The organism is Halobacillus sp. Marseille-P3879, assembly GCF_900240285.1.
GTDB lineage: Bacteria > Bacillota > Bacilli > Bacillales > Halobacillaceae > Halobacillus_A.
Genome location: NZ_OESS01000002.1, coordinates 360,471 through 385,212, shown reverse-complemented (window position 1 = coordinate 385,212; position 24,742 = coordinate 360,471). Strand labels below are relative to the sequence as shown.

The window sequence follows — 24,742 nt, the reverse complement described above, 5'->3', positions numbered from 1 at the left end:
CCTACTCTACAAACCATTGCACATTTGTTACTTCAACGGATATCTTTTCTTCTTTCTCAAAATCGTAATAAATTTGTTCAAAGCTGCCCTTGTCTTCTGGGTTTAAATACATCGGATAAACCTGAGCAGTATCTGATTCAAGCACTTCATCATCTTCATTTAGGATGTCATACGTAATCTCGATGGAGCTGATAATACTGGTCGCTTCACTTTGGACCTCTCCTTCAATAGTGACATCTCCAAATTCATCCTTGGAAGCACTTATACCAAGCACTTCTATTGCTTCCCTTCTATTTTTCATTTCTTCCATAGCCTGTTGTTCCATTGCCCGCTCCATCCGATCCTGCTTCTCTTGCTCAAATGCTTTCTTCTCCTGTTCCACTCGTTCTTTTAATTGTAAAAGCTTTTCATGGTTAATCACATATTGCAAACCTTCATCTACTGAGGCAATGGCTTCGTTATAATTTTTTTCTGTCATCGCTTCTTCTGCCTGCTTAGTACTTATAGAGACAATTTTCTCAGTAATTTTTTCCCGTGCCCTTGCTGCTTCCTCCAAATCAAGACCAGAGAGAGTATTAAGCTTATCAGCAAGTTCGTCAATTTTGGTTAACTCTTTGACCTCATTATTAATCTTCCCTACAGTAATCCTTGAATCAAGCTGGTTTAACCGGGGTGTTAAAGTTACAACCAGCCGGTTTCCCTGATCCCTCATTTGTTTATTAACGTGAGCTAGCTCCTCAAGAGCCTTATCCAATTCATTTTCTTCAATTAACTTCTCTACGGTGTCTAAATCGTCCTCCATGCCCTGCACACTATGTAAAGTAGATAAACTCCTTTGCAATGCCTGATAATCAGGCCTTTGCGTTGAAGCTTTGTCCAAAATCTTTTCGGCTTCTTTATATGCTCCGTCCAGAGCCAGCTCTTCTGCTTTTTTCTTATCTTCTAAAACGGTTTGATTAACCTGTTTGGCATGATTATAGAAAAATCCCAGAGCCGCAGCAATAACGATTAATACTGCAGCAGGCATTATATATATTAACTTTTTTTTATTTCTTTGTTCAGAAGAGATGTTTTCACTTTCTAATTCTTCTAATGTTTCTTCAGTTAACTTTTCACCACAGTGGGAGCAAAAACGGGAGCCCGAATTATTTTCACTTCCACATTCACGACAAATGACCATGGGGCCCCTCCTCCTTCTATATATTAAAATTGGAAAATTAATGGTTTGTAACCATCCATTCTTCATTATATCACGATTTAATTATGAACAGATTATCAATTTTGATTTATCTATGTAAACGCACGGCCACTCTGAGAACTGCCGCATAATATAGTAAAAAATGAGGAGAGGAGCGTAAAAGGTGAGAGAACGTCTGAACAACAAGAAAAAAGATCCGAATGCTTCGCGTCCGAAACGTAAACCCTGCTGCGGAAAAAAAAGAGAGAATAAAGAGTCATAATACAATACAAAAAAGCCGCACCTGTAAAGTTGCGGCTGATTTTATTTATCCGGCTTGTTTATTTTTTAAATTGGGCGATTTCTTGCTGCTTCCAATTAAACGGTTGGCAATAGTAGTGATTGCACCATCACCCGTAACGTTCGCTGCTGTTCCAAAACTGTCCTGTGCTAAATATAAAGCAATCATCAGTGAGACCATAATGGAACTGAACCCAAGCATGCTTTCCAGTAGTCCTACCGCTGCCATTACTGCACCACCCGGAACTCCAGGAGCAGCAATCATAGTTATCCCAAGCATAAGAATAAAAGGAAGCATACTCATAAAACTGACAGCTTGGTCTTGCATATATAAAACTGCCATGGCACAGCTGGTAATGGTGATTGTACTTCCTGCAAGGTGTACATTTGCTAATAATGGTACTGCGAAATCAGCAACTTTTTCTTTAACACCTATAGATTTAGTTTGTTTTAAAGTAACAGGAATCGTCGCTGCAGAGGATTGAGTTCCTAAAGCTGTGAAATAAGCAGGGGCCAGATTTTTCAACAACAAAACAGGGTTAGCCTTATGAAGAGCACCGGCAATTCCATAAACAGCGACTAAATAAACTAAATGCAAGACAATAATCATCACAAATACTTTGGCAAAAACACTTAAAATAGTGGCCACCTGTCCTGAATGGGCCATATTTGCAAAAATACCGAAAATGTGAAAAGGAAGCAGCGGAATAATAATTTTTTCAATGACTTTATGAATGATCGAACGAAAGTCTGTCATGACGTTAATCAGTGTGCCATTAGTAATTGACGCCATCCCTACTCCTAGTAAAAAAGAAAAGATTAATGCAGCCATGACATCCATAATTGGCGTCATCTCAACAGAAAATGCGGCCTCAGTTAAGGATTCCTCCGGATTTTCCATCCCACCGGCATTCTGCCTCTCCAGTATGACTGGATACAAATTTCGAGCCACCAAATAGGCAGCGATTCCAGCCAGGATTGTTGACAAGTACGCAAGTCCTGCGGTCAAGCCCAGCATTTTACCCGCGCCTTTGCCAATAGAAGCGATTCCCGGCGCAATAAAACCAATGATAATTAGAGGTATAACAAAACTGAGGAAGTTATCAAATAATCCTGTGAAGGTAGCAAATAACTCTATTGCTTCTTCCGGTACGATGACTCCTATGAATATACCTGAGATAATGGCCAGAATGATTCTGACAAGCAAGGGGATACGATTCATTTTTCCTCTTCCTTCCTGGTTATTTAATATATTAAAGCGATGCAGAAATGATCTTTTTACACATTAACGCATCTTTACATCATTTGTGAAGAGGAAAAACTTATGAAAGCCCTTAACTTTAATATGAATTAATTTCCATTAGAGCAACAATACTAATTTCTTATAAACGAAGTCATATAAATGTAATACTTTTGTAGTGTTTTTGTACTTGTTTTAATCCTTATGACTTGGTAAAATCCTTTCAGCGCGTCAAAGAAAGGGGTCAAAAGTCATGAAAAAAGCACTTATTCTTTTATCAATTATTTCATTCTTTGCTTTCGTAAGTATTAACCCTGGAACCCTATCGGCAGACGAGGAAGAGAGAGTCAAAACAATTACAGTCGCCGAAAAAACAGCAGATTTAAAACGCTTTGCTGAATCGGAGCATTCCAATTCAAATAAAAAAGATGACGTTAAAAAAACAGTAGCAGTTGAAGCTACAGCCTATACCGCATTTTGCGAAGGGTGCAGTGGTATTACCAAAACTGGGATCGATTTAAGAGAAGAACCAGACCAAAAGGTGATTGCTGTGGATCCTGAAATTATTCCTCTAGGCTCTAAGGTAAGAGTACCTGGTTACGGAGAAGCTATTGCTGGAGATACCGGAGGAGCCATCCAGGGTCACCGAATTGATCTGTTTATGGAAGAGAATGATGACGCTATGGATTACGGAAGGAAGCAAGTAGAGGTAGAGATTCTGGAATCATGAAAAAAGGTCAGTCCTAATGTGGACTGACCTTTACTTTATTCTCTGGAAAAGCGGGTGCGGTGAGCACGCTTATCTAAATAAAAACTCTCTACACTAGAGGTGTGCACTGCAACTCCTTCTTCAAGGAACCACCAATCACCCCGGTCTAACTGTTTAACGATAAACTCCATAGTTTCCCGCTCATCCATTTCTTCACTTAGATCAAGATCATGGGTAACTACTCGTTTACTGTCCAATAAAAATATTACGTGCCATTCTTTTTTCTTTCCAGCCATTCTATTCACCTTCCTTTATGTATTCATAACGTCCTTTTCCCTATTTCACCTTTTCATAACCTCCCAATTTTAAAAATCTAAAATGAACGTTTTTAATATATCCATTTTTAAGAAATAAATGTACGCACGAGTCCTTTACATGAAAAAATTATACTTAAAACCTTTTTGATACCCTGGGGATTAACCATGGGGCAGGTTGCAAAATTTAGAATAAGCTCGGCAGTGAGACATAAGAAAAAAGTAAGCGACAGGCAGATTAGGACTGCCGCTTACTTTTTTATTGGATAATTTTCGCATGAACTTTACGTGATCGTGGTCCATCGAACTCACAGAAATATATCCCCTGCCATGTTCCGAGCACTAGATTACCATTTTCTATGATAATTGTTTGGGCGTGACCTACAGTACTCGTTTTCATATGGGCAGCTGTATTCCCCTCCATATGCCGGTCTTGAGGGTGGTCCCATGGGTACACTTCTCGAAAACGGCGCAGCATATCTGTTTTAACATCGGGATCTGCATTTTCATTAATCGTGATCCCTGCGGTAGTATGCGCCGAAGATACGATTACTGCGCCACTTTTTATGCCCTGATCTTTTATCCAGTTTTGAACCATTTCTGTAATGTCAACCATTTCATCGTGGTGGTTCGTTTTAACTGGAAATGTGGTAAACATGATCTCTCTCCTTTCCTTTAAACTTGAGAAGCCGCATAGTCTTTTAAGCTTTCATAAACATCAATCTCATTTTGATGCACCGTAGAATTTATCCATTTCCAACTATTCGCATTGAGATCAACATCTATGGATGCGGTGTAGACATTCGTTGCATTCCCTCTTAACTGAATAGTATAACGTCGATCTGCTTTTTCAACTACACAGTTTACAAGTCCGCCTTTATTAATAACCACAATCGGGACCTCTATATCATTGGGCCCAAGAATCGTTGATACTAATGTGGAAGCTGACATTGCCGTTCCACAAGCATTGGTTAGACCTACACCACGTTCATATGTCTGCACGAAGATTTTGTTCTTTTCTAGAATCTGTACAAAACTAACATTCACTCCTCTTGGAAAAACGGCAGGGAGCTTGTTTGCTTTCTCACCGACTTCTTTTAGCAGGTCTTGATCTACTTCATCAACAAGCGTGACGATATGAGGATTGGGCACACTCAATGCTGTAAAGGAGAGCGTATTTGAGAGTTCAGGAATGATCTCGTCAAGTGCTTCACTTTTTTTAAAGTTCATAGGCAGCGATTCCACTTCAAATGAAACAGGTTCAATAGCTACTGAAAAAGTTTCAATGCCTGTATAAATTTCTTCTACCTGTTCTACGGCCAGTGCAGCTTTTTCTGTTTCAATGTTAACCCTTTGTTTTCCAGCTTGTTCGATAACATGACGGGCTACGCAGCGCAAACCATTTCCGCACATTTCAGCTTCTGTACCATCTGAATTAAACATTCTCATCCGTGCTTCCGCTTCCTCTGTGCTGCTCTTCATAACAAAGAGAATTCCGTCAGAACCTACTCCGTATTCACGGTTACATAACAGTACAGAAAGATCTTTTCGTTCTTCCTCAGAAAAGGTATAGTTATTAGTTATTTCGTCAATTAGGATAAAATCATTTCCTGATCCATGGCATTTAATAAATTCAATCTTCATTCTTACGCCCCCATTTTTTATCAACATCATAGCATATACTACACTATTATACAGAACGGCGTTTCATCAGCCAAAGAAAATAAGGCGCACCGATCAATGCCACCAGGATACCTGAAGGAATCTCATTAGGAGCCAGCAGCGTTCGGCTGAACAAATCTGCAACCACTAATAAGAACCCTCCAATAAGCATCGTGACAGGCAGAAGCTTCTGATTGGCACTACCGACAAGCAGTCGTGAAAAATGGGGTGCAATAAGCCCGACGAACCCAATCGAACCTACTGCGGCTACGCTGCAGGCAGCTAAAAGAGTTGCTAATAAGGCCATCTGGAATCTTATAGAAACGACCCCGAGGCCAAGCCCTTTTGCAGCGTCATCTCCTAAAGAAAGAACATCTAAATTCTTTATGTGAACTGCAAGCAGAGGTATAAACAATAAGACAGGCCAAAGAAGAAACTTAAGAATTTCTGACCAGCCTTTGGCGTACGTCGTACCAGATAACCAGGTAAGTGCTGATGCTACTCCTAACTCGGCCTGTACGACCATAATTTGAATAAAAGCAGATCCAAACGCAGAGACACCAATTCCGAGCAAAGCAAGAGTCGTAGGATGGAACTCAGCTTTAACTCCAAGACTCATAATGATAATAAAGAAAATAAATGCACCAGCCATCGCTCCGATAGGAACCCAGAAGGTGGACACACTGAAGAAATATATCGTCGTTAGGGCCCCAACTCCAGCCCCGGAAGTGATCCCTATAACCGAAGGGTCAGCCAATGGGTTGCGAAGGACACCCTGGAAAATCAGTCCACTGACAGCCAATATAGCCCCTGCTAACAAAGCTACAAGGGAACGAGGTAAACGCAGTTCTAAAATATAATTTCGCATAAATTCATTTGTCAGCCCCATTAACGCTTCATAAGTAGCTACAGGTTCAAACCCATAATTGCCTGATGACATGCTGATCGCTACCGTTACGAATATCACGATTAGAAGGATCGGGACAATTTTTCTTAACGGAAGATTGACCGCAAGTCTTCCTGCCAATATAGAGCCTGTATCCTTCGTGTTTCCCTCCTGTTTCATGCGTAGGACAAGCCAAATCAACCACGGGGAACCGACTAAAGCGGTGACAGCCCCAACAGGAAGTTCAGAAAAAGAAGGATCAATCACCCGGGCAATTACATCAGCAAATAGTAAGACATTAGCCCCCCACAAAAAAGAGCCCGTTATAAGCAGTTTATGCGTCCGATATCCAATTAGTTTTACTATATGAGGGGCAACGAGTCCGACAAATCCTATCGGTCCGACAACACTAACAGTCACAGAGGTTAATAGAACAGCAGATATAATGGTAATAAGTTTAACTGATCGTACATTTTGGCCTAATGCGGTAGCTACTTCATCACCTAACGTTAAAGTGTCCAGTTTCAGTGAGTAAAAAAGTAAAACAATAACTGCAGCCATCACAAAAGGCAAAGAAAACTTTACACCACTCCAGTCATTCTGAACCAGAGTACCGGAACCCCATAAAAATAAACCTTGAGTTTCGTTTTCATAAAAGATCTGAAGCAGGGAGGTCAGTGATGAAAACAAAAATGTAACGATCATTCCTGCGAGCACCATGCGGACAGGAGTAGCATCTCCACCGCCGGATAGGAAGTAAACGAATAAAAAAGTCAGTAACCCTCCGGCAAAAGCAGTTATGACTCCGTTCCCTACCAATGCAGAAGGAAGAAGAACTGTTGTTAATACAACTGCAAAATATGTTCCGGAATGAATACCAAGCGTACTTGCTGAAGAGAGCGGGTTTTTAGTGACAGTTTGGAGAATAACACCAGATACAGCAAGCGCCCCCCCAGCTAGAATCCCTATTACCGCACGCGGAAGCCGCATCATACGTACGGTATGATGCTCTATGGTATCCATTGGATTTATGATTGCCTGTACCACCGTAGTTACAGACAGTGAAACATTACCTTGATTAATATGTATGAAAGTTAACAAACATAATAAGATGCTCCCACCTCCAAAGGTGAGAGCTCCTATTAGAACTTTTTTAAAAGATAAATTCATTTACGTTCACGACCTTTTATTCGTCCTCTTCTTCTTTCTCTACTACTGAATTAACCACTTGTTCGGCTAATACTTCCGCAGATAGAGGGCCTCCAAATGTCCAGGTACTTCCAGGCATTTGATATAAGCGGTCATCCTGCACAAACTCTAACTCTTCCCAGACAGGATTTCCGGCAAGCTGCTCATTAAATATATTGTCTTCGTCCTGAACGATGTAAAAGAGATTAGAATCCTGGTAATTTTGTAAAGTTTCCACGGTTGTCTCAGTATAACCGTAAACTTCTAACTCGTCAGATTCATAATCATTTTCCATCCCTAATTCACTCATTACATTGGCTACAATTGAATTATCAGTAAACAAACGCAGAGTTGGTGTGTTTTGAGCTGTAAAAGCCTGAGTCATTACGTAGTTCATTCCCTCTTTACCAGCCTCTTCAAGCCGTGCCCTCTGCTCTTCAAAGGTCTGATCCATATCGTTTACAGCCTGCTCCGCTTCATCTTCTCGATCTACTGCTTCTGCAACCGTGTTGAACTCCTCAAGCATGCTGTCAAACTGGTTCTCCGCACTCTCTTCAGAATAAGGAGCAAACATAAGTGTCGGCGCAATTTCTTCTAAGTCCTCAGCAATTCCTTCGTGCCTGTAATCTACGCCTATAATTAAGTCAGGCTCAAGTCGTGAAATAGCCTCAAGATTTGGCTCCTGACGTGTACCTACATCTTTAACTTCATCACTTAAAGGCTCTCCTACATCTACCCAGTCTCCATAAGAATCAAGATCAGCTACCCCTGTCGGCTCCATTCCAAGAGCTTGTAATTCTTCTGCATATGCCCACTCAAGAACCACAACATTCTCAGGGGTCCCTTCGATGGTTTTTTCACCCGTCGCATCCTCAACTGTTACAGAGCGTGACTCACTCTCGGGTGACTCCTCGCCTGATTCTTCTTTATTGTTTCCATTGCAGGCTGCTAAAAGAGCCGTAAATAAAATAAGTAATAATAAAAAAACTTTCTTCATCCATTTTCTTCCTTTCTTTGTTATATTAACATTCCTTTATATTTTTTGGTATTTATGTACATTATATAAAGAAACAATAATCACAACTGATAAAGATTCTCATTGTCATACATTCTATCATAAGGTTCATTAGTAAAAATGTCAATGAAAACTTTTCTCAATTAGAGATATAACACTTAATATTAATACCTGGTATTAAACTTCCATTGACTTTGTATATTAACGGTTGCTACGATGTGTATAGAACTGAACCTTTACTTACATGATTTATTGAAAGGGAGATCATTTATGGAAGACCTACATTCTTACGGCTGGTATGCCAAGCGTGTGGCTAAATATATGCCTAAGGGTGTTTTCAAACCCGTTCCTGTACGACTGTGGGGCGGCCTCGCATATCTTTCCATCGTAATTGCAGGTTTGCTTATAATCAGTTTAACTAATTGGCATCCACTCTTCTATCTGCCCATAGCTTTGATTCTAGGTGCCAGCTTTGCCGGTATGGGGTTCTTAGGACACGAAATTCTTCATGGAACAGTAGTTAAGAAACCATGGATACGAGATTTATTAGGTGCGATTGCTTTCTGGCCATTGAGTACAGGCCCAAAACTATGGCGTAAATGGCATAATCTCAATCATCATATTCATACTCAGCATGAAGAAAATGATCCAGATTCCTGGCCAACACTTGAACGATTAAGCAAATCGAAGTTTTTTAGATGGATCTACAAGCTGCCTTTAGTTGTGCGTTCATTCTTTGCTTTCTCTTCCCTGGCCATTCAATTTACTGCCCACTCACTAAAAATGTTTTTTGCTTATATAAAGGATTTCAAGCCAAAAAAACAGCCTGAAGTTTGTCTTCAAATGATTTTGCCCTGGACAAGCTGGATTGGTCTTCTGTTCTTAATTGGATGGGAGAAATGGCTGTTTGCTTTTTTCATCCCCCTTTTAGTCGCAAATTTAATTGTAATGGGGTATATCTCTACCAATCATCGGTTAAACCCGTTAGTTCCCGTGAACGACCCTTTAGCAAACAGTTTAACTGTGACAGTACCCAAGTGGGTGGATTATATTCACTTTAACTTCTCCCATCACACAGAGCACCACTTATTCCCGGGGATGAGTTCAAAGCATTATCCGCTGGTGAAGGAGAAGATTAAAACACTCTGGCCGGAGCGTTACCACGAAATGCCTATGAGTAAAGCACTCCTTGCCTTATGGAAAACACCACGAGTCTACTTTGACAATCGGGAATTGATTGATCCTAATCAAGGGCACTTGTACGGCTCCCTGGGTAATGGGTTAAACGTTGAAAAAGTAGATTATAAAAAAATGAAGCAATAACTTATCTCCTATCCAGTCTGACTATGGATAGGAGATTTTTTGTTTTCCTGAAGATTACTAAATTCCTAACAATCTTTTCATAATTAGTCTACGGCTACGTCTATACTAACTACCACTTTTTTGGTAAAAAAGAACGCCAATCCATATGATTGGCGTCCCATTCCTCATTTCTTATACCATGACCATTCTTTTTGTTAATGCTAGCTGTTGAACGTGTGGTAATCTCGAAACATCCATGTTTCCACCACTTACTACAACACCGCACTTTCTCCCGGCTAAAGCTTCCTTGTGGGCTAATACTGCGGCAAGGGCTGTTGCTCCCGCCCCTTCCACGAGTGTCTTCTCACGCTCAAGCAGCTTTAAAATGGTACTCGCAATCTGCTGTTCTTCAACGGTCACAATCGCATCCACGTATTTACGGATATAATGGAATGTTTTCGTCCCATGCTGCTTTACAGCAATCCCATCTGCAATTGTAGAAACGGAGGTCAGTTTTCTCGGCCCGCATTTATAAAATGAGTTATACGTAGAAGGTGCTTTTTCAGATTGAACCCCCACTACTTTAATGTCGGGCTTTAATTGCTTGGCCGCGTAAGCTATACCAGCAATAAGTCCTCCGCCACCGATCGGTACAACGATCGTATCCAGGTCGGGCTGCTCCTGAAGCATTTCAACTGCAACCGTAGCCTGCCCGGCCATAACATCTACATCATCAAATGGATGAACAAATGTGGCGCCGCAGCGTTTTTGCTCTTCCATTGCTGCTGCATAAGCTTCTTGAAAAGATTCTCCTGTTAAAACAGTCTTGGCACCATAAGCTTCTGTCGCCTGCACTTTAGCTTGAGGAGTTCCCTCTGGCATAAAGATTTGAGCAGGAATGCCGCGTTTTGCGGCAGCAAGCGCTACACCTTGCGCATGGTTCCCTGCCGAGGCAGCAATGACTCCGCATTCAGCTTCTTCACTCGTCAGCTGGGAGACTTTAAAAGAAGCTCCTCTCACTTTAAATGCTCCTGTCTTTTGCTGATTCTCCATTTTCAGATACACCTGTTGACCTGTGTGCTGATTAAATGTTTCAGAGGTTTTAAACGGTGTTTGATGAACCACATCGTTTAATTGTTCTTTGGCTTCAAAGACTTTAGCTAGCGTTAAGAAATTCCCAACGTCTTCACTCCTTGTTTTAATTATTTGGCTTTCTCTGTTTCATACTGATCAATGGCGTCAGCATAATTCAACGTAACAGATATTTCGTCCCAGCCATTTAACAACATATCTTTATGATAAGGTTGAATATCAAATGCTGATACTAAACCATGATCACTTTTTACTTGTTGATTGACGAGATCAACACTAATAGTTATTTTTTCATCCTTTGCCTGTTCAAGAAGATCATTTACTTCATTTCGAGGCAGCACAATTGGAAGAATACCATTTTTAAAGCAGTTATTATAAAAAATATCTGCAAAGCTGGTGGCTATGACAACCTTAAAACCGAAATCCTGAATCGCCCAGGGGGCGTGCTCCCGAGAAGATCCACATCCGAAATTCTCACCAGCTACCAGTACAGTGGCATCCTTATACATCGGATAGTTTAAAGAAAAATCCTCCCGCTTGGAACCGTCATCGTTAAAGCGCCAGTTATAAAATAGAAACTGACCGAAACCCTGACGCTCAATTCGTTTTAAAAATTGCTTGGGTATAATTTGATCGGTATCTACATTCGATCGATCAAGCGGGTAAATCAATCCAGTATGCTGTTTAATAGGTTCCATCATTTACCCTCCTACCGTCGCGCCAAATTTTCTTACATCTACAAATGAACCTTCCAAAGCTGCTGCTGCCGCCATTTCCGGACTCACAAGGTGAGTACGTGCTCCGTTGCCCTGTCTGCCTTCGAAATTACGATTAGAGGTAGAGGCACAGCGTTCACCTGGAGGAACAATGTCATCATTCATGGCCAGACACATACTGCATCCCGCATCTCTCCATTCAAATCCTGCTGTGAGAAAAATCGTATCCAACCCTTCTGCTTCAGCCTGCTGTTTCACAGAGAATGAACCTGGTACCACCATGGCTCTTACTCCCTGGTGAACCTTGCCGCCTTTAACAATCTCGGCAGCTTTGCGGAGATCACTGATTCTTGAGTTCGTACAGGACCCAATAAAAACATGTTCAATCGGTATCGATTGAATTTCTTGATTGGGTTCTAATCCCATGTAATCAAGCGCCCTTTGAATGCTGTCCTGTTCTTGAGCATCTTCAAGTACTGATGGATCCGGGGTAGTTGCACCCACAGGCACACACTGAGATGGGTTTGTTCCCCATGTTACTTGAGGCTCAATCTCTGACGCATTTATTTCAACAGCGGCATCATATTCAGCACCCGAGTCAGTGGCAAGGGAAAGCCACTCTTGAGCTGCAGCTTCAAATTCTTCATCTTTAGGAACGTGTCGTTTACCTCTTAAATATTCCACCGTAGTTTCGTCCGGGCTGATCAGGCCGGCACGAGCTCCTGCTTCAATTGACATATTACATATTGTCATCCGCTCTTCCATCGAAAGCTTGCGGATCGCTTCTCCAGTATATTCCACAACATAGCCGGTTCCAAAGCGTACCCCGAATTTTGCGATGATCGCCAATATTAAATCCTTGGCGGTCACCCCGGTTCCAAGCTCTCCATCCACGTTTACCTGGAGAGTTTTTGGAGTTGACTGCCACAATGACTGTGTCGCAAGTACATGCTCTACTTCACTTGTTCCAATTCCAAAGGCCAGTGCGCCGAATGCTCCATGAGTGGACGTGTGGCTGTCTCCGCAGACAATCGTTTTTCCTGGCTGTGTAAGACCAAGCTGAGGTCCAATAATGTGGACAATCCCCTGGTCAGGGTGATCAATATCAGCTAGTCTAATGCCAAACTCATCACAGTTTTGCTTCAGTGTATCCATTTGCTTCTTAGAAATTTGGTCTTTAATAATGTGCCTGTGCAAAGTCGGCACGTTGTGATCCATGGTTGCGTACGTGCGATCAGGACGACGTACTTTGCGATCTTTCATTCTCAGTCCTTCAAACGCTTGAGGGGAAGTAACTTCGTGAACTAAATGCAGATCAATATAGATTAACTCAGGCTTACCCTCTTCCTGATGAATGACATGCTGATCCCAAATTTTTTCAACAATCGTTTTAGGTCGCCCCATAATGGTCGCTCCTTTCTTTCTTTATGCGTAACACCTCATAATGTTTTCAGTAGTTTCATTGGAATTCATTTGTTCTGATACCTTTTTCGCAAGTTCGCTTCCGCTCACCTCAGTACCGCCTTCGATTTTCAAATCAGCTGTGTGATATTTATCATTAAGCACCGCATGAACCGCTGCTTCAATTTCATCCGCTTCCACATTCATATGAAAAGAATAGCGGAGCATCATCGCTGCCGAGAGGATAGTTGCCAGCGGATTTGCCTTATCCTCACCGGCTATATCAGGAGCTGAACCATGGACAGGTTCGTATAAACCTAAACCGTCCTCTCGAATGCTTGCTGAGGGAAGCATTCCCAGTGACCCCGTCAATACTGATGCTTCATCACTCAAAATATCTCCGAACATATTCTCTGTGACAATCACATCAAAATAACCCGGATTTGTAACAAGCTTCATAGCCGCAGCATCCACGAGCATATGTTCCACTTCTACATCAGGATAATTCTCTTTCTTCTCCTCAACCACTTCACGCCACATACGGCTTGATTCAAGTACGTTGGCTTTATCTACTGAAGTCAGCTTGTTGCGGCGGACTTGTGCACTTTGAAAGGCCTGATCTACAATTCGTTCCATTTCATGTCTTGAATAAGCCAAAGTATCCACTACATCCTGCCCGTTGTTACGACGTTCTCTTGGTTCCCCAAAATATAAACCGCCAGTAAGTTCACGGACAATTAACAGGTCACTTCCCCCCACTACTTCCGGTTTTAAAGGAGAAGCATGCAATAAGGATTCAAAACCTTTTACAGGCCGAAGGTTGGCAAAAAGTCCCAGCTGTTTACGAATTCCGAGCAATCCCTTTTCAGGGCGCATATGTCCGGGAAGATTATCCCACTTAGGACCTCCAACTGCTCCTAACAAAATACCATCTGCCTTTTTACAAGCAGCTACTGTATCTTCAGGTAAAGGGGTACCATGGTTATCAATAGCAGCACCGCCAATGTCGTGAGTTTCAAAAGTAAAACTATGACCAAATTGAGCAGCTAAAGTCTCAAGAACACCTTTTGCTGCTTTTGTAACTTCTTGACCAATGCCATCTCCAGGCAGTATGACGATATGCTTTTCCATTTCTTTCCCCTCCTATAGTTGAGCTTCCTTTACCACGTTAGATTGTTTAGTATGCAATGTACGGTTCACAGCATTTAAGAATGCGTGGGCAGAAGCTTCGAGCACGTCCTGAGCAGAACCGCGTCCAGATGCTTTCTGACCGTTAACCGTTAATTGAACATAAACCTCGGCCAGGGCGTCTCTGCCTTTTCCGATAGAACTTAATTGATAATCTTGAAGATGGACCTCTTCATCCAGCAGCTCATCTAAGGTATTATAGATCGCTTCTACACTTCCTTCACCGGTACTAGCTTTCTCAACTTCTTCTCCATCAGGACGTGTAAGCAGTATGGTGGCTGTTGGGCGGTTAATACTGCCATATTGCACTTGAAATGCTTTCAAATCATACTTGGGAACATCTTCGTTCTCGGTCTGCTTATCCGCCAAGATAGCAAACAAATCTTCATCTGTAACTTCTTTCTTTTTACCGGTTAATTCTTTAAAAGCACGAAATGCTTCTTTCAACTTTGATTCTGATAATTCAAAGCCGAAGGATTCAGCTTTTTGTTTAAAGGCATGTCGGCCGGAATGTTTTCCAAGGACTAGATTATTAGAATCAATACCTACCATTTTTGGTGTAATGATTTCGTACGTGGTGGCCTCTTTCAGTACTCCGTCCTGGTGAATACCAGATTCGTGGGCAAACGCATTACGTCCCACTACTGCCTTGTTACCTGGTACTTGCATTCCAGTTAGTTTGCTGACCAGGTCACTTGTACGCTTGATTTCTTTTAAAACCAGACCCGTCTGGTAATCGTATCGATCTTTCCTAATTTCCAATGCAACTGATACTTCCTCCAGAGCCGCATTACCAGCACGCTCACCTATTCCATTAATAGTGCCTTCGATCTGACCGGCTCCTGCTTCAATAGCTGAGAGCGAATTACTTACCGCCATCCCGAGGTCATCGTGACAATGAGCAGACAATATTACTCCATCTATATTAGGAACATTTTCCCTTACATATTTAAAAAGCTTCGCATATTCATCAGGAGTTGTGTAACCTACTGTGTCTGGAAGGTTGATAACATCTGCACCTGCATTGATTACTTTCTCAATCACGTGAATGAGAAAATCATAATCTGAGCGAGTGGCATCTTCTGCCGACCACTGCACCTTAGAAAAACCTTTCTGCTTTGCGTAGGCTACGGACTCTACAGCAGTTTCTACAACCTCATTCGGTGTCTTCTTCAACTTATGAGTCATATGAATCGGTGAAGTCGCAAGGAAGATATGCAGTCTTGGCTCTGCGCCTCCTTTTAAGGCATCCCAGGCCGCATCAATATCACTTTTGAAGGAACGGGCTAACCCGGTAACTGAACAGTTACGAACCGTATCGGCAATTTCTTTAACGGCATCAAAGTCTTCTTGAGAGGAAGCGGGAAAACCCGCCTCCATTATATCTACACCAAATCGTTCCAGCTGCTTAGCAATCTCAATCTTTTCAAGACGATTTAAGTTAACTCCTGCTGACTGTTCCCCGTCTCGTAGTGTAGTGTCAAAGACATTAACGCGAGCCATGATTGACCACTTCCTTTTCTTTAGATTGAGATTTTTTAACAAAAGGCATTAACTCTCGTAACTCTCTACCCACCTTCTCGATCTGATGATTGTTTTCTAAATTATTAATTGCGTTAAATTCTGCACGGTTCACCTGATTCTCAAGGATCCACCCTTTTGCGAATTTACCCGTTTGAATATCGGAAAGTACATCTTTCATCCGGCTTTTCGTTTCTTCGTTAATCACGCGCGGTCCGGAAACGAAGTCACCCCATTGTGCAGTGTCAGAGATTGAGTAGCGCATACCTTCAAGACCGCCTTCGTACATCAAATCGACAATCAATTTTAATTCATGCATACATTCGAAGTAAGCAACTTCCGGCTGGTACCCTGCTTCTGTAAGAGTTTCAAATCCTGCTTTAACAAGGCTTGATAGTCCTCCGCAAAGTACAGCCTGCTCACCAAACAAGTCAGTTTCTGTTTCTTCCTGGAAAGAAGTTTCAAGAACACCTGCACGGCCGCCGCCGATGCCTTTCGCATAAGCAAGAGCGATTTCACGAGCTTCCCCAGTTACATTTTGTTCTACACCAAATAGTGCCGGCACCCCTGCACCTTCTTCAAAAGTACGGCGGACAAGGTGTCCAGGCCCTTTAGGTGCTACAAGGAATACATCTACATTGCTTGGAGGAACAACCTGATCAAAATGAACGTTGAACCCATGAGCAAATGCGAGTGCTGCTCCAGCTTTAAGATTTGGTTTAATTTGTTCCTCATATACTGTCGGCTGATATTCATCCGGCAGCAAAACCATTACAACGTCGGATTCTGCTACTGCGTCGGCTACCTCTTTTACTTCAAGACCGTCCTGTTCTGCTTTATCCCATGATTTACCTTGTCTAAGGCCTACAACTACATCGTATCCGCTCTCTTTTAAGTTTTGTGCATGAGCATGCCCTTGGGAGCCATAACCAACTACTGCTACCTTTTTATTTTTTAGTACCTCATCTTGAATGTCGTTGTGATAATAAACTTGTGCCATTTTAATCTCCCTTTCGTTTGTAAGTTATTTTAGTAGTGAATAAGATTTGATTTCTGCTACTTGCGGCTGATGACCTCTTGTAAAAGCCGTTAAGCCTGTTCTTGCAAGTTCTTTAATGCCATATGGTCTAAGCAGATCAATTAATGCATCTACCTTATCCGAATTTCCTGTAACTTGAACAGTCATGCTTTCTCGACTGACATCAATCACTGTTGCCCTGAATGGTTCCACAATCCCTTGAATCTCGCTGCGAATTTGCGGGTTGCTGATTACTTTTACCATTGCCAGCTCCCGCGCCACAATCGCTTTATCGGTAATATCAGATACTTTCAAAACATCGATTTGTTTATTAAGCTGTTTTGTCAGCTGTTCTAATTTACGCTCATCCTCAACTTCTACGACGAAAGTCATCTTCGAAACGCCTTCAGTCTCGGTACGGCCGACTGAGATGCTTTCAATATTAAACTGTCTTTTTGACAGCAGCCCTGTCACCCGGTTTAACACTCCACTTCGGTTATGAACAGTAGCAGTTACTATACGTTTCATCGTGTCACCCCAATCATTTCATGAAGTCCCTTGCCTGGAGCGATCATAGGATATACATTTTCCATTTGCATAACTCGGCAGTCGATCACTGCCGGCTTATTGTTACTCAATACTTCTGGCAGTGTCTTTTCCAATTCTTCCTTCGTTTCGATCTTAAAACCAGGAATGTCGTAGCTCTCCGCCAATTTAACGAAGTCAGGCTGAGATTGAACAAGTGAATGAGAATAACGCTCTTCATAAAACTTCTCCTGCCACTGCCTTACCATACCAAGAGCCTGATTATTAACGATTACTACTTTGACAGGAATGTTTCTTTCCTGAAGTAACGAGAGTTCCTGCATCGTCATTTGAAATCCGCCATCCCCTACGATGGCTACAACATTCGCATCCGGGGAAGCTAACTGAGCGCCAATTGCGGCAGGGAAGCCAAATCCCATAGTGCCCAGCCCTCCGGAGGTTACCCATTTGTTAGGCTGATGGAAGCTGTAATACTGTGCTGCCCACATTTGATGCTGCCCAACATCTGTGGTAACGATGGACTCTCCCTGGGTATATGCATGAACTTTTTTCATCAGCCACTGTGGTGAAATTTGTCCTTCGAAATCATCATGCCAAAGCGGATACTCTTTTTTATTCGTATTTGTTTTATCAAGCCATTCCTGATGATCCAGCTGGGAGATTCCCCGCTTATTCAGGGCTTCCAGAGCTGCTTTTGCATCCGACACGATTGGTATAGAAGTCGGAACGTTTTTACCAATTTCAGCAGGATCGATGTCCACATGTGCTACCTTCGCGTTTGGTGCGAAGTGTTCCAGATTCCCTGTCAGCCTATCATCAAATCGAGCACCGATGTTAATGAGCAAATCGCATTCGTAAAGGGCCATATTTGCTGAATACGTGCCGTGCATCCCTCCCATACCTAATGAGAGTTCGTCGCTTCCCGGGAAGCTGCCCAGTCCAAGCAAAGTAGTTACTACGGGAAGGTTATAATTCTTAGCGAAACGCTGTAGTTCCTCCGAGCCTTTAGAGTGGATAACACCAGCTCCAGCCAGAATCACCGGCTTCTTAGCCTGTAACAGCGCATCGTGAAGTTTATTAATTTGCAGTGGATTCGGATGAACTGTCGGCTGATATCCCGGCAGATGAAAATCAGATTCCACATCTTTCTCATGCACCGTAGAAGAAATATCTTTAGGGATATCGACAACTACAGGTCCTGGACGGCCGGTTGTCGCAATATGAAAAGCTTCTTTCACCACTCTAGGCAGTTCTTCAATATGCTGGATTTGATAATTATGCTTTGTAATCGGGGTAGTAATACCCATAACGTCCGACTCCTGAAATGCATCTGTGCCGATTACTCCTTTGGCTACCTGCCCAGTGAAAATAACAACTGGTAACGAGTCCATCATCGCATCTGCAATACCTGTAATTAGGTTTGTTGCACCAGGTCCAGAAGTTCCGATTACAACCCCTGGTCGTCCGGACACTCTGGCATATCCTTCTGCTGCATGTATAGCTCCCTGTTCGTGACGGGGAAGTACATGATCAAAAGAGCCTTCCGCACGATAAATTGCGTCATAGATTGGGAGAACCGCTCCTCCAGGATACCCAAATAAAGTGTCAACACCCTGTTCGATCAATGAATCTACCAACAAATCTGCTCCCGTACGTGGTGCTGTCTTAACTTCTTGAGCTGCTTCAGCCTTCATTTTTTAATCCCTCCTAAATTACATATAAAAAGACCTTTTCATCCTCTATTCCTCTACAAATAGACACTTGTAGAAAGAATGGAGGGGTGAAAAGGTCTTGGTTATTTTCCACGGTACCACCCTCATTTGCGTAAAAAGAAATACGCCTCAGGGAGCTTAATTAAAACGTAAGCTCCATTTTGATAACAGGTGTATTCTTAAGTACACCTGATCCCACCTACTTGATTTCTCGTTCAGTCGGGACACTCAAGGATGATGTCGGAGATAAGGAGCAATTCCGGGCTTCCAGCAACCCCGGCTCTCTGTAAATGCCTGAACTTATTCCTTTATTCCTGTCTTCGAGTTAACAGATTTAATTGTATAATTCGTTAGCTGACCTGGGCTTTGCCTTTTGAAGGGTAAACCTGGCAGCCATCTGTTGTAGTAATCTTTCTAAATTCAGATAACAAGTGGTTCGTAACTGCACCCGGACTTCCATCGCCTACTTTTCGTTGATCTACTTCTACAACAGCAATAACTTCAGCTGCAGTTCCAGTTAAAAATACTTCGTCTGCTACGTACACATCATGCCTTGTGAATGGTTCCTGTTTAATTTCATAACCATGTTCTTTTGCAAGATCAATAATCGCATTACGTGTAATTCCTTCTAAAGCCCCTAAATATACAGGAGGGGTATAAATCGTACCGTTTTTCACTATGAAAATGTTGTCTGCTGAGCCTTCTGTTACATATCCTTGGTCGTTTAACATCAGCGCCTCATCAACGCCTGCCTGGTTTGCTTCAAGTTTCACTAAGATATTATTGAGATAGTTTAATGATTTAACTTGCGGGGGCAATACATCCGGGCGGTTTCTTCTGCTTGAAACCGATGCTAGCCTTACGCCGCGTTCATATAATTCTTTAGGAAATAAAGCAAGTGCTTCAGCAATGACAACCACTCGCGGATTTGCACAGCTGGACGGGTCTAAGCCTAAATTGCCGGAACCTCTGGATACAACGACACGGATGTAAGCCGTTTCCAGCTGATTCTTGCGGACGGTTTCAGCAATAATCTGCTCCAATTCCTCCTTTTCATATGGGATATGAAGCATGATTGACTTTGCTGAATCGTAAAGGCGTTTTAAGTGTTCATCTAGTTTAAATATATTCCCTTCGTAGACACGAATGCCTTCGAACACCCCATCACCATATAAGAACCCATGGTCATAGACGCTCACAACAGCCTCGTTTTTATCCACGAATTCGCCGCTTAAATAAATCCACTGGTTGCTCATTTAAAGCACTCCTTTCTTTTTAGATTTTGTTTAACATAGTTATTAAAGTTGGGGTGACCCCGTGCAGGCATGCACTCCTGCACGTACAGGTCAAAGGTCAATCTTTCCACATGAATCAACTTGCGCGGCCACTGGTTTCGGTAGCGATATAGTTGATTGAGGACTACTTTAACGCCATTTCAGAAAAAGGTCAACAGCTTTTTTGTAAGTTTTCTGACTAGTTCGATTATTGAATCAATTAAGAAAGCGTTTTCATTCAGACCATATATGAATTCTCAGCAGTCAGGAAAAGTTTATTTTTTTCTTTTTTATCTTAAAAATGAAACAGGAATGTCCTGGAAAATCCTATAAAACTGCCTATTTTGCGCCCATTTTTACATAATGTCGATTTCTATAAGCAAGACAGGCTCTGTAAAGCGTCAATACTTCTAATAACATTTAACGACATTCAAATTCACACTGATCCAGCTATGTTTGGTAAGTAAAGTTGTCGACCCATTCGACATACTAAAACTCAATATAAAGTGAAAGAATTAACCAGAACGGTTATTCATTCGACAAATAACCATGCAAAAATTTGCATGGTTGATTTTATGTGAATCTGCAATATAAAACTAAAAAAATGAAAGGAACTTAAATGTAACATTCTTATTGGCTGATAAATTTGCATGAATCACAAATTCCAAGTCCCCCCATTTATAGAAGTTCCATTATAATAGTAGAAACTAGAAAGAAGCTTGCACAAAGTCAAGCAAGCTTCTTCTAATAGTTTCTATATTTTTTTCCGAGTTTCTACCTATTATATATGTTGATTCTTAAAGCCTTTTTAGTTCACCCCTTAAAAGCATGATTGAGAACTCCTTTCACCCCTGTATTTACTTTGAAAACGCCGCCAGAATTCGGGTACTTTTCTAACTCTTCTTTACTCATTCCTTTTCTAGCCGTAGTGATGAATAAATCTGCATGGTCTTTACCCCCAAATGTGCAAGAAGTAGCATTCGGAGCAGGGACCTCAATAAATTCAAGTTGCTCGTTCGTATAAGGGTTCCACCTTGACACGCCAAATCCTGCAAAATGAGCAATCCACAACATTCCGTCTTCGTCTACGGTCATTCCGTCAGGGAAACCGACTCCTTGCGGAAATTCTACAGCTGTTTTAGGATTAGAAATTTTTGAAGTAGAAGAATCATAATCATAACGTAAAACTTTCATGGTGGGTGTATCAATGAAATACATCCAATCGTTGTACCAGGCAAGCCCATTTGATATACCTACGTTGTCAATTTTACGTTCAACATTTAGATCAGTGTCAAGACAGTACAATGAACCTGTAGTCTTTTTTTCCTCCCCATCCATTGTCCCTGCCCAGAACCTTCCTTCCGGATCACATTTCCCATCATTAAATCGGTTGGAATGCTGCTCTGGTTCCGGATCTGTTATTTGATGAACCTCTTTAGTATATTCATCTATAAAATACAGTCCGTCCTGCAATGCAGCAATTAACCCTCCTTTTTCTCTTGGAGCTACTGTTCCTACATAAGAATTAAGAGTAATATAAGATATTTGCTTTGTCTTAAAGCTGTAAATACCTATTTTTTTCTCAAGTATATCAACCCAGTAAAATTCATCCTTCATTTGATTATAGCAAGGTCCCTCCCCTAAGGTTGATCGACTGTCAATGAATAATTCAACGTTCATATTCATGTCCCCTTTTGTTTTGACTGCAGTGCTGTTACTGGTCATTTCATTTACTTGTCTATTAACCATATCACAAACATTAATAAACAAATCATTTGAGTATAAATTTCAAAAAATTCGTTTAATACTCTTGTCAAAAGAAAGTGTGTAGTGTACATTAAGGTGAAGGAATTAAATAGTAAAACGTAATCTCTTATCTAGAGAGGCAGAGGGACTGGCCCGTTGAAGCCTCAGCAACCACTGGTATAACCAGTAAGGTGCTAACTCCAGCAAGTTGACGATTAGACCAACTTGAAAGATAAGAAGAAGAATGTAAACCACAAAGTCTTCTTCTTATAAGAAGGCTTTTTTTATTTTTATTTAAAAAGGGGAATGACCATGTGTTGTAGAAAAACCGAAACGAAACTAGTTCATACAGGAAAGAATAACGGAGATGCTTCAGGTGCGATTAACGCCCCCGTCCATTTTTCTACGGCGTATGAGCATCCGGGTTTAGGTGAATCCACCGGGTTTGATTACACAAGAACCGGCAATCCTACCCGTCAGTTGCTGGAACAGTCCGTAGCCGAGCTTGAAAAAGGAACATCTGCATTTGCTTTTAGTTCTGGTATGGCTGCTATTCAAGGTGCCTTATCAATTTTTAAAACTGGAGATCAAATCATTGTCTCTGAAGATGTCTACGGAGGCAGCTACCGTTTCTTCGACTATTTATCCAATCAATATGGTATTAAATTTGTTTATTGTGACAGTAAACGGCTAATGGAAATTGAAAATTACATAACAAAGGATACAAAGGCCCTTTATATTGAATCGCCAACCAACCCTTTAATGCATACTGCTGATATTGCTGCAATCTCGAAAATTGCAAAAAAACACGGAGCTTTACTGCTGGTCGATAACACACTTTATACCCCTTTACTTCAGCAGCCGCTCACAGAAGGAGCCGATATCGTGATCCACAGTGCTACAAAGTACTTGGGAGGGCATAATGATGTTCTGGCCGGTCTGCTCGTAGCCAAGGATGAGGAGATTAGTGAGAAATTGGGGTACTTTCAGAACACAGCTGGAGGAGTTTTATCGCCTTTTGACTCCTGGCTTCTTATGAGGGGCATGAAAACTTTATCACTTCGGATGGAAAAACATGAGTCCAACGCAATTTCACTTGTAGAATTTTTGCGAAATCATGAGGGGATCACGGACGTTTTTTATCCCGGGCGCGGAGGCATGTTGTCATTTAGACTTCAGGATGAATATTGTGTGGATCCATTTCTGCGAAGCTTAAAAATAATTACATTCGCTGAAAGCCTTGGGGGAGTCGAGAGCTTCATTACCTATCCTACAACTCAAACGCATGCAGACATCCCTGAAGAAACCCGCCAGCGTTACGGGGTATGCAACCGGTTATTACGGTTTTCTGTAGGAATTGAACACGTAGAAGATTTAAAAAATGATTTAACACAAGCACTGGAAAGTTTAACGAAGGAGGAAATTTACCATGACTAATCATACTTTTCAAACGAGGCTGTTACACAACGACCATAAATTTGATCGGGAAACAGGAGCGGTAAGTGTTCCGATTCAACAGGCTTCTACATTTCACCAGGCTGATTTTGACAACCCTGGTATATATGACTACAGCCGATCCGGTAATCCAACACGTGAAGCTCTTGAAGATACAATTGCAAACCTTGAAAACGGTACTCACGGATTTGCTTTTGCTTCGGGAATGGCCGCGATTTCAACTTCCTTCATGTTGTTGTCTAAAGGTGATCATGTGGTGATTTCAGAAGATGTTTATGGTGGTACGTTTCGCATGATTAATGATGTGCTTGGAAGGTTCGGAATTGAGCATACATTCGTTAATATGACCGATCTTCACGAGGTAGCTACCGCTATTAAACCGAACACCCGTTTATTATATATTGAAACACCTTCAAACCCCTTGTTAAACATTACAGATATTCAAGCCGTCAGTAAGCTTGCCAAAGCTAATCAATGCATGACCTTCGTAGATAACACATTTATGACTCCAGCTTTGCAGCAGCCTCTTGAACTAGGGGCCGATCTTGTATTACACAGCGCCACTAAATTCATTGCCGGGCATAGTGATGTCGTTGCTGGACTTGCCGCAACCAATGACCCTGAAATTGGAGAGAAGCTCGGCTTTTTGCAGAATTCATTCGGTTCGATATTAGGAGCTCATGATTGCTGGCTCGTACTAAGAGGGCTGAAAACTCTTGACTGCCGACTTAAGCAATCATCTGATTCGGCTTATAAGATCGCAGAGTACCTAACAGATCATCCTGTTATTGAGGAGGTTTATTATCCTGGCTTTAACTGCCACCCTGGCTCCTCTATTCATGCCTATCAGGCTAAGGGGGCCGGTGCAGTATTATCTTTTAAATTAAAAGATGAAGCAGCAGTTCGAACCTTTAGTCAGCATATCGAACTCCCGGTATTCGCAGTTAGTCTTGGCGCAGTAGAATCCATTCTATCGTATCCAGCTAAAATGTCGCACGCTGCAATGCCGGAGCAGGAACGGCTAAACCGGGGCATCACCGGGGGACTGCTTCGACTATCCGTCGGACTGGAAAATCCTGATGATTTAATTCGTGATTTTGAAAAAGGGCTGGAACATGTAGGAGCAGCAGAGCAATTATCCGGAACAAAATAAAAAACAGCCGCCCCACCAGCTGTCCGCTTGTGGAGAAATCCCGTGTTTTACTGCAAACTTTTTTGTGTGCTCGGGCGGGCGAATACCCCTAGCTTTCCGCGGACGAACGCCCGGTTTTCCGCAGGAA

At 41.9% G+C, this 24,742-nt stretch carries 21 protein-coding genes and 1 riboswitch; of the genes, 4 read left to right on the top strand and 17 right to left on the bottom strand.

The annotated features are described in order from the left end of the window. Position 1 precedes the first annotated feature (1 nt). Together C1A12_RS09690 and C1A12_RS09685 are read right to left on the bottom strand one after the other, a co-directional pair. On the bottom strand, positions 2 to 1,180 hold the full coding sequence (locus tag C1A12_RS09690; protein WP_101843676.1) for an FxLYD domain-containing protein: 1,179 nt from the start codon (positions 1,178 to 1,180) through the stop codon (positions 2 to 4). Positions 1,181 to 1,505: 325 nt separating this feature from the next. After that, the gene (locus C1A12_RS09685; RefSeq protein WP_101843675.1) at positions 1,506 to 2,699 is read right to left on the bottom strand and encodes a dicarboxylate/amino acid:cation symporter; all 1,194 of its coding nucleotides are present in this window, start codon (positions 2,697 to 2,699) and stop codon (positions 1,506 to 1,508) included. A 271-nt stretch (positions 2,700 to 2,970) separates the two neighbouring features. On the opposite strand from C1A12_RS09685, the gene C1A12_RS21660 reads away from it, so the two are divergent. After that, positions 2,971 to 3,447, top strand: a complete 477-nt coding sequence (locus C1A12_RS21660; RefSeq protein WP_101843674.1) for a 3D domain-containing protein — start codon at positions 2,971 to 2,973, stop codon at positions 3,445 to 3,447. 35 nt (positions 3,448 to 3,482) lie between these two features. On the opposite strand, the gene C1A12_RS09675 is transcribed toward C1A12_RS21660, so the two are convergent. The 5 genes from C1A12_RS09675 to C1A12_RS09655 form a co-directional block, all read right to left on the bottom strand. Further along, entirely contained in the window at positions 3,483 to 3,722 is a 240-nt protein-coding gene (locus tag C1A12_RS09675; RefSeq protein WP_101843673.1) for a hypothetical protein, read from the bottom strand. A gap of 277 nt (positions 3,723 to 3,999) precedes the next feature. Next, the gene (locus tag C1A12_RS09670; RefSeq protein ID WP_101843672.1) at positions 4,000 to 4,398 is read right to left on the bottom strand and encodes a secondary thiamine-phosphate synthase enzyme YjbQ; all 399 of its coding nucleotides are present in this window, start codon (positions 4,396 to 4,398) and stop codon (positions 4,000 to 4,002) included. Positions 4,399 to 4,415: 17 nt separating this feature from the next. Then, the gene (dapF, locus tag C1A12_RS09665) at positions 4,416 to 5,384 is read right to left on the bottom strand and encodes a diaminopimelate epimerase (protein ID WP_101843671.1); all 969 of its coding nucleotides are present in this window, start codon (positions 5,382 to 5,384) and stop codon (positions 4,416 to 4,418) included. 46 nt (positions 5,385 to 5,430) lie between these two features. Continuing rightward, positions 5,431 to 7,458: an iron ABC transporter permease gene (locus tag C1A12_RS09660; RefSeq protein ID WP_101843670.1), complete on the bottom strand. Its 2,028-nt coding sequence runs from the start codon at positions 7,456 to 7,458 to the stop codon at positions 5,431 to 5,433. A gap of 16 nt (positions 7,459 to 7,474) precedes the next feature. Then, positions 7,475 to 8,473, bottom strand: a complete 999-nt coding sequence (locus tag C1A12_RS09655) for an ABC transporter substrate-binding protein (protein WP_101843669.1) — start codon at positions 8,471 to 8,473, stop codon at positions 7,475 to 7,477. 288 nt (positions 8,474 to 8,761) lie between these two features. Here C1A12_RS09655 and C1A12_RS09650 point away from each other — a divergent pair, with 288 nt between their 5' ends. Beyond that, positions 8,762 to 9,814: an acyl-CoA desaturase gene (locus tag C1A12_RS09650; protein ID WP_101843668.1), complete on the top strand. Its 1,053-nt coding sequence runs from the start codon at positions 8,762 to 8,764 to the stop codon at positions 9,812 to 9,814. Positions 9,815 to 9,985: 171 nt separating this feature from the next. Here C1A12_RS09650 and ilvA read toward each other — a convergent pair whose 3' ends face one another. The 10 genes from ilvA to C1A12_RS09600 form a co-directional block, all read right to left on the bottom strand. Further along, the gene (ilvA, locus tag C1A12_RS09645) at positions 9,986 to 10,999 is read right to left on the bottom strand and encodes a threonine ammonia-lyase (protein WP_235001610.1); all 1,014 of its coding nucleotides are present in this window, start codon (positions 10,997 to 10,999) and stop codon (positions 9,986 to 9,988) included. Further along, entirely contained in the window at positions 10,996 to 11,583 is a 588-nt protein-coding gene (gene leuD, locus C1A12_RS09640) for a 3-isopropylmalate dehydratase small subunit (RefSeq protein ID WP_101843666.1), read from the bottom strand. The genes ilvA and leuD overlap by 4 nt, the downstream gene beginning before the upstream one ends. 3 nt (positions 11,584 to 11,586) lie before the next feature. Further along, positions 11,587 to 13,005 carry a 3-isopropylmalate dehydratase large subunit gene (gene leuC, locus C1A12_RS09635; protein ID WP_101843665.1) on the bottom strand — a complete coding sequence of 473 codons (1,419 nt, stop codon included), beginning with the start codon at positions 13,003 to 13,005 and terminating at the stop codon, positions 11,587 to 11,589. A gap of 21 nt (positions 13,006 to 13,026) precedes the next feature. Continuing rightward, positions 13,027 to 14,133: a 3-isopropylmalate dehydrogenase gene (gene leuB, locus C1A12_RS09630; RefSeq protein WP_101843664.1), complete on the bottom strand. Its 1,107-nt coding sequence runs from the start codon at positions 14,131 to 14,133 to the stop codon at positions 13,027 to 13,029. Positions 14,134 to 14,145: 12 nt separating this feature from the next. Continuing rightward, positions 14,146 to 15,693, bottom strand: coding sequence for a 2-isopropylmalate synthase (locus C1A12_RS09625; protein WP_101843663.1), 1,548 nt, complete (start codon positions 15,691 to 15,693; stop codon positions 14,146 to 14,148). Further along, the gene (ilvC, locus tag C1A12_RS09620; protein ID WP_101843662.1) at positions 15,680 to 16,711 is read right to left on the bottom strand and encodes a ketol-acid reductoisomerase; all 1,032 of its coding nucleotides are present in this window, start codon (positions 16,709 to 16,711) and stop codon (positions 15,680 to 15,682) included. Before ilvC ends, C1A12_RS09625 begins: the two co-directional genes overlap by 14 nt. Before the next feature lie 24 nt (positions 16,712 to 16,735). Then, positions 16,736 to 17,257, bottom strand: coding sequence for an acetolactate synthase small subunit (gene ilvN / locus C1A12_RS09615; RefSeq protein WP_101843661.1), 522 nt, complete (start codon positions 17,255 to 17,257; stop codon positions 16,736 to 16,738). Then, on the bottom strand, positions 17,254 to 18,969 hold the full coding sequence (gene ilvB, locus C1A12_RS09610; protein WP_101843660.1) for a biosynthetic-type acetolactate synthase large subunit: 1,716 nt from the start codon (positions 18,967 to 18,969) through the stop codon (positions 17,254 to 17,256). The genes ilvN and ilvB overlap by 4 nt, the downstream gene beginning before the upstream one ends. Positions 18,970 to 19,337: 368 nt before the next feature. Beyond that, positions 19,338 to 20,243 carry a branched-chain-amino-acid transaminase gene (gene ilvE, locus C1A12_RS09605; protein ID WP_101843659.1) on the bottom strand — a complete coding sequence of 302 codons (906 nt, stop codon included), beginning with the start codon at positions 20,241 to 20,243 and terminating at the stop codon, positions 19,338 to 19,340. Positions 20,244 to 21,074: 831 nt separating this feature from the next. Beyond that, positions 21,075 to 21,941: an SMP-30/gluconolactonase/LRE family protein gene (locus tag C1A12_RS09600; protein ID WP_235001581.1), complete on the bottom strand. Its 867-nt coding sequence runs from the start codon at positions 21,939 to 21,941 to the stop codon at positions 21,075 to 21,077. 190 nt (positions 21,942 to 22,131) lie between these two features. Next, positions 22,132 to 22,246, top strand: a riboswitch (SAM riboswitch). A gap of 73 nt (positions 22,247 to 22,319) precedes the next feature. On the opposite strand from C1A12_RS09600, the gene C1A12_RS09595 reads away from it, so the two are divergent. Together C1A12_RS09595 and metC are read left to right on the top strand one after the other, a co-directional pair. Then, positions 22,320 to 23,444, top strand: a complete 1,125-nt coding sequence (locus C1A12_RS09595; protein WP_101843657.1) for a methionine biosynthesis PLP-dependent protein — start codon at positions 22,320 to 22,322, stop codon at positions 23,442 to 23,444. Beyond that, entirely contained in the window at positions 23,437 to 24,615 is a 1,179-nt protein-coding gene (gene metC, locus C1A12_RS09590) for a cystathionine beta-lyase (RefSeq protein ID WP_101843656.1), read from the top strand. Before C1A12_RS09595 ends, metC begins: the two co-directional genes overlap by 8 nt. Positions 24,616 to 24,742 lie beyond the last annotated feature (127 nt).

Bases quoted from the DNA above. Each gene is read 5' to 3' on its own strand.
- C1A12_RS09690 (WP_101843676.1), bottom strand. From the start codon at position 1,180: ATGGTCATTTGTCGTGAATGTGGAAGTGAAAATAATTCGGGCTCCCGT.
- C1A12_RS09685 (WP_101843675.1), bottom strand. From the start codon at position 2,699: ATGAATCGTATCCCCTTGCTTGTCAGAATCATTCTGGCCATTATCTCA.
- C1A12_RS21660 (WP_101843674.1), top strand. From the start codon at position 2,971: ATGAAAAAAGCACTTATTCTTTTATCAATTATTTCATTCTTTGCTTTC.
- C1A12_RS09675 (WP_101843673.1), bottom strand. From the start codon at position 3,722: ATGGCTGGAAAGAAAAAAGAATGGCACGTAATATTTTTATTGGACAGT.
- C1A12_RS09670 (WP_101843672.1), bottom strand. From the start codon at position 4,398: ATGTTTACCACATTTCCAGTTAAAACGAACCACCACGATGAAATGGTT.
- dapF (WP_101843671.1), bottom strand. From the start codon at position 5,384: ATGAAGATTGAATTTATTAAATGCCATGGATCAGGAAATGATTTTATC.
- C1A12_RS09660 (WP_101843670.1), bottom strand. From the start codon at position 7,458: ATGAATTTATCTTTTAAAAAAGTTCTAATAGGAGCTCTCACCTTTGGA.
- C1A12_RS09655 (WP_101843669.1), bottom strand. From the start codon at position 8,473: ATGAAGAAAGTTTTTTTATTATTACTTATTTTATTTACGGCTCTTTTA.
- C1A12_RS09650 (WP_101843668.1), top strand. From the start codon at position 8,762: ATGGAAGACCTACATTCTTACGGCTGGTATGCCAAGCGTGTGGCTAAA.
- leuD (WP_101843666.1), bottom strand. From the start codon at position 11,583: ATGGAACCTATTAAACAGCATACTGGATTGATTTACCCGCTTGATCGA.
- leuC (WP_101843665.1), bottom strand. From the start codon at position 13,005: ATGGGGCGACCTAAAACGATTGTTGAAAAAATTTGGGATCAGCATGTC.
- leuB (WP_101843664.1), bottom strand. From the start codon at position 14,133: ATGGAAAAGCATATCGTCATACTGCCTGGAGATGGCATTGGTCAAGAA.
- C1A12_RS09625 (WP_101843663.1), bottom strand. From the start codon at position 15,693: ATGGCTCGCGTTAATGTCTTTGACACTACACTACGAGACGGGGAACAG.
- ilvC (WP_101843662.1), bottom strand. From the start codon at position 16,711: ATGGCACAAGTTTATTATCACAACGACATTCAAGATGAGGTACTAAAA.
- ilvN (WP_101843661.1), bottom strand. From the start codon at position 17,257: ATGAAACGTATAGTAACTGCTACTGTTCATAACCGAAGTGGAGTGTTA.
- ilvB (WP_101843660.1), bottom strand. From the start codon at position 18,969: ATGAAGGCTGAAGCAGCTCAAGAAGTTAAGACAGCACCACGTACGGGA.
- ilvE (WP_101843659.1), bottom strand. From the start codon at position 20,243: ATGAGCAACCAGTGGATTTATTTAAGCGGCGAATTCGTGGATAAAAAC.
- C1A12_RS09600 (WP_235001581.1), bottom strand. From the start codon at position 21,941: ATGAACGTTGAATTATTCATTGACAGTCGATCAACCTTAGGGGAGGGA.
- C1A12_RS09595 (WP_101843657.1), top strand. From the start codon at position 22,320: ATGTGTTGTAGAAAAACCGAAACGAAACTAGTTCATACAGGAAAGAAT.
- metC (WP_101843656.1), top strand. From the start codon at position 23,437: ATGACTAATCATACTTTTCAAACGAGGCTGTTACACAACGACCATAAA.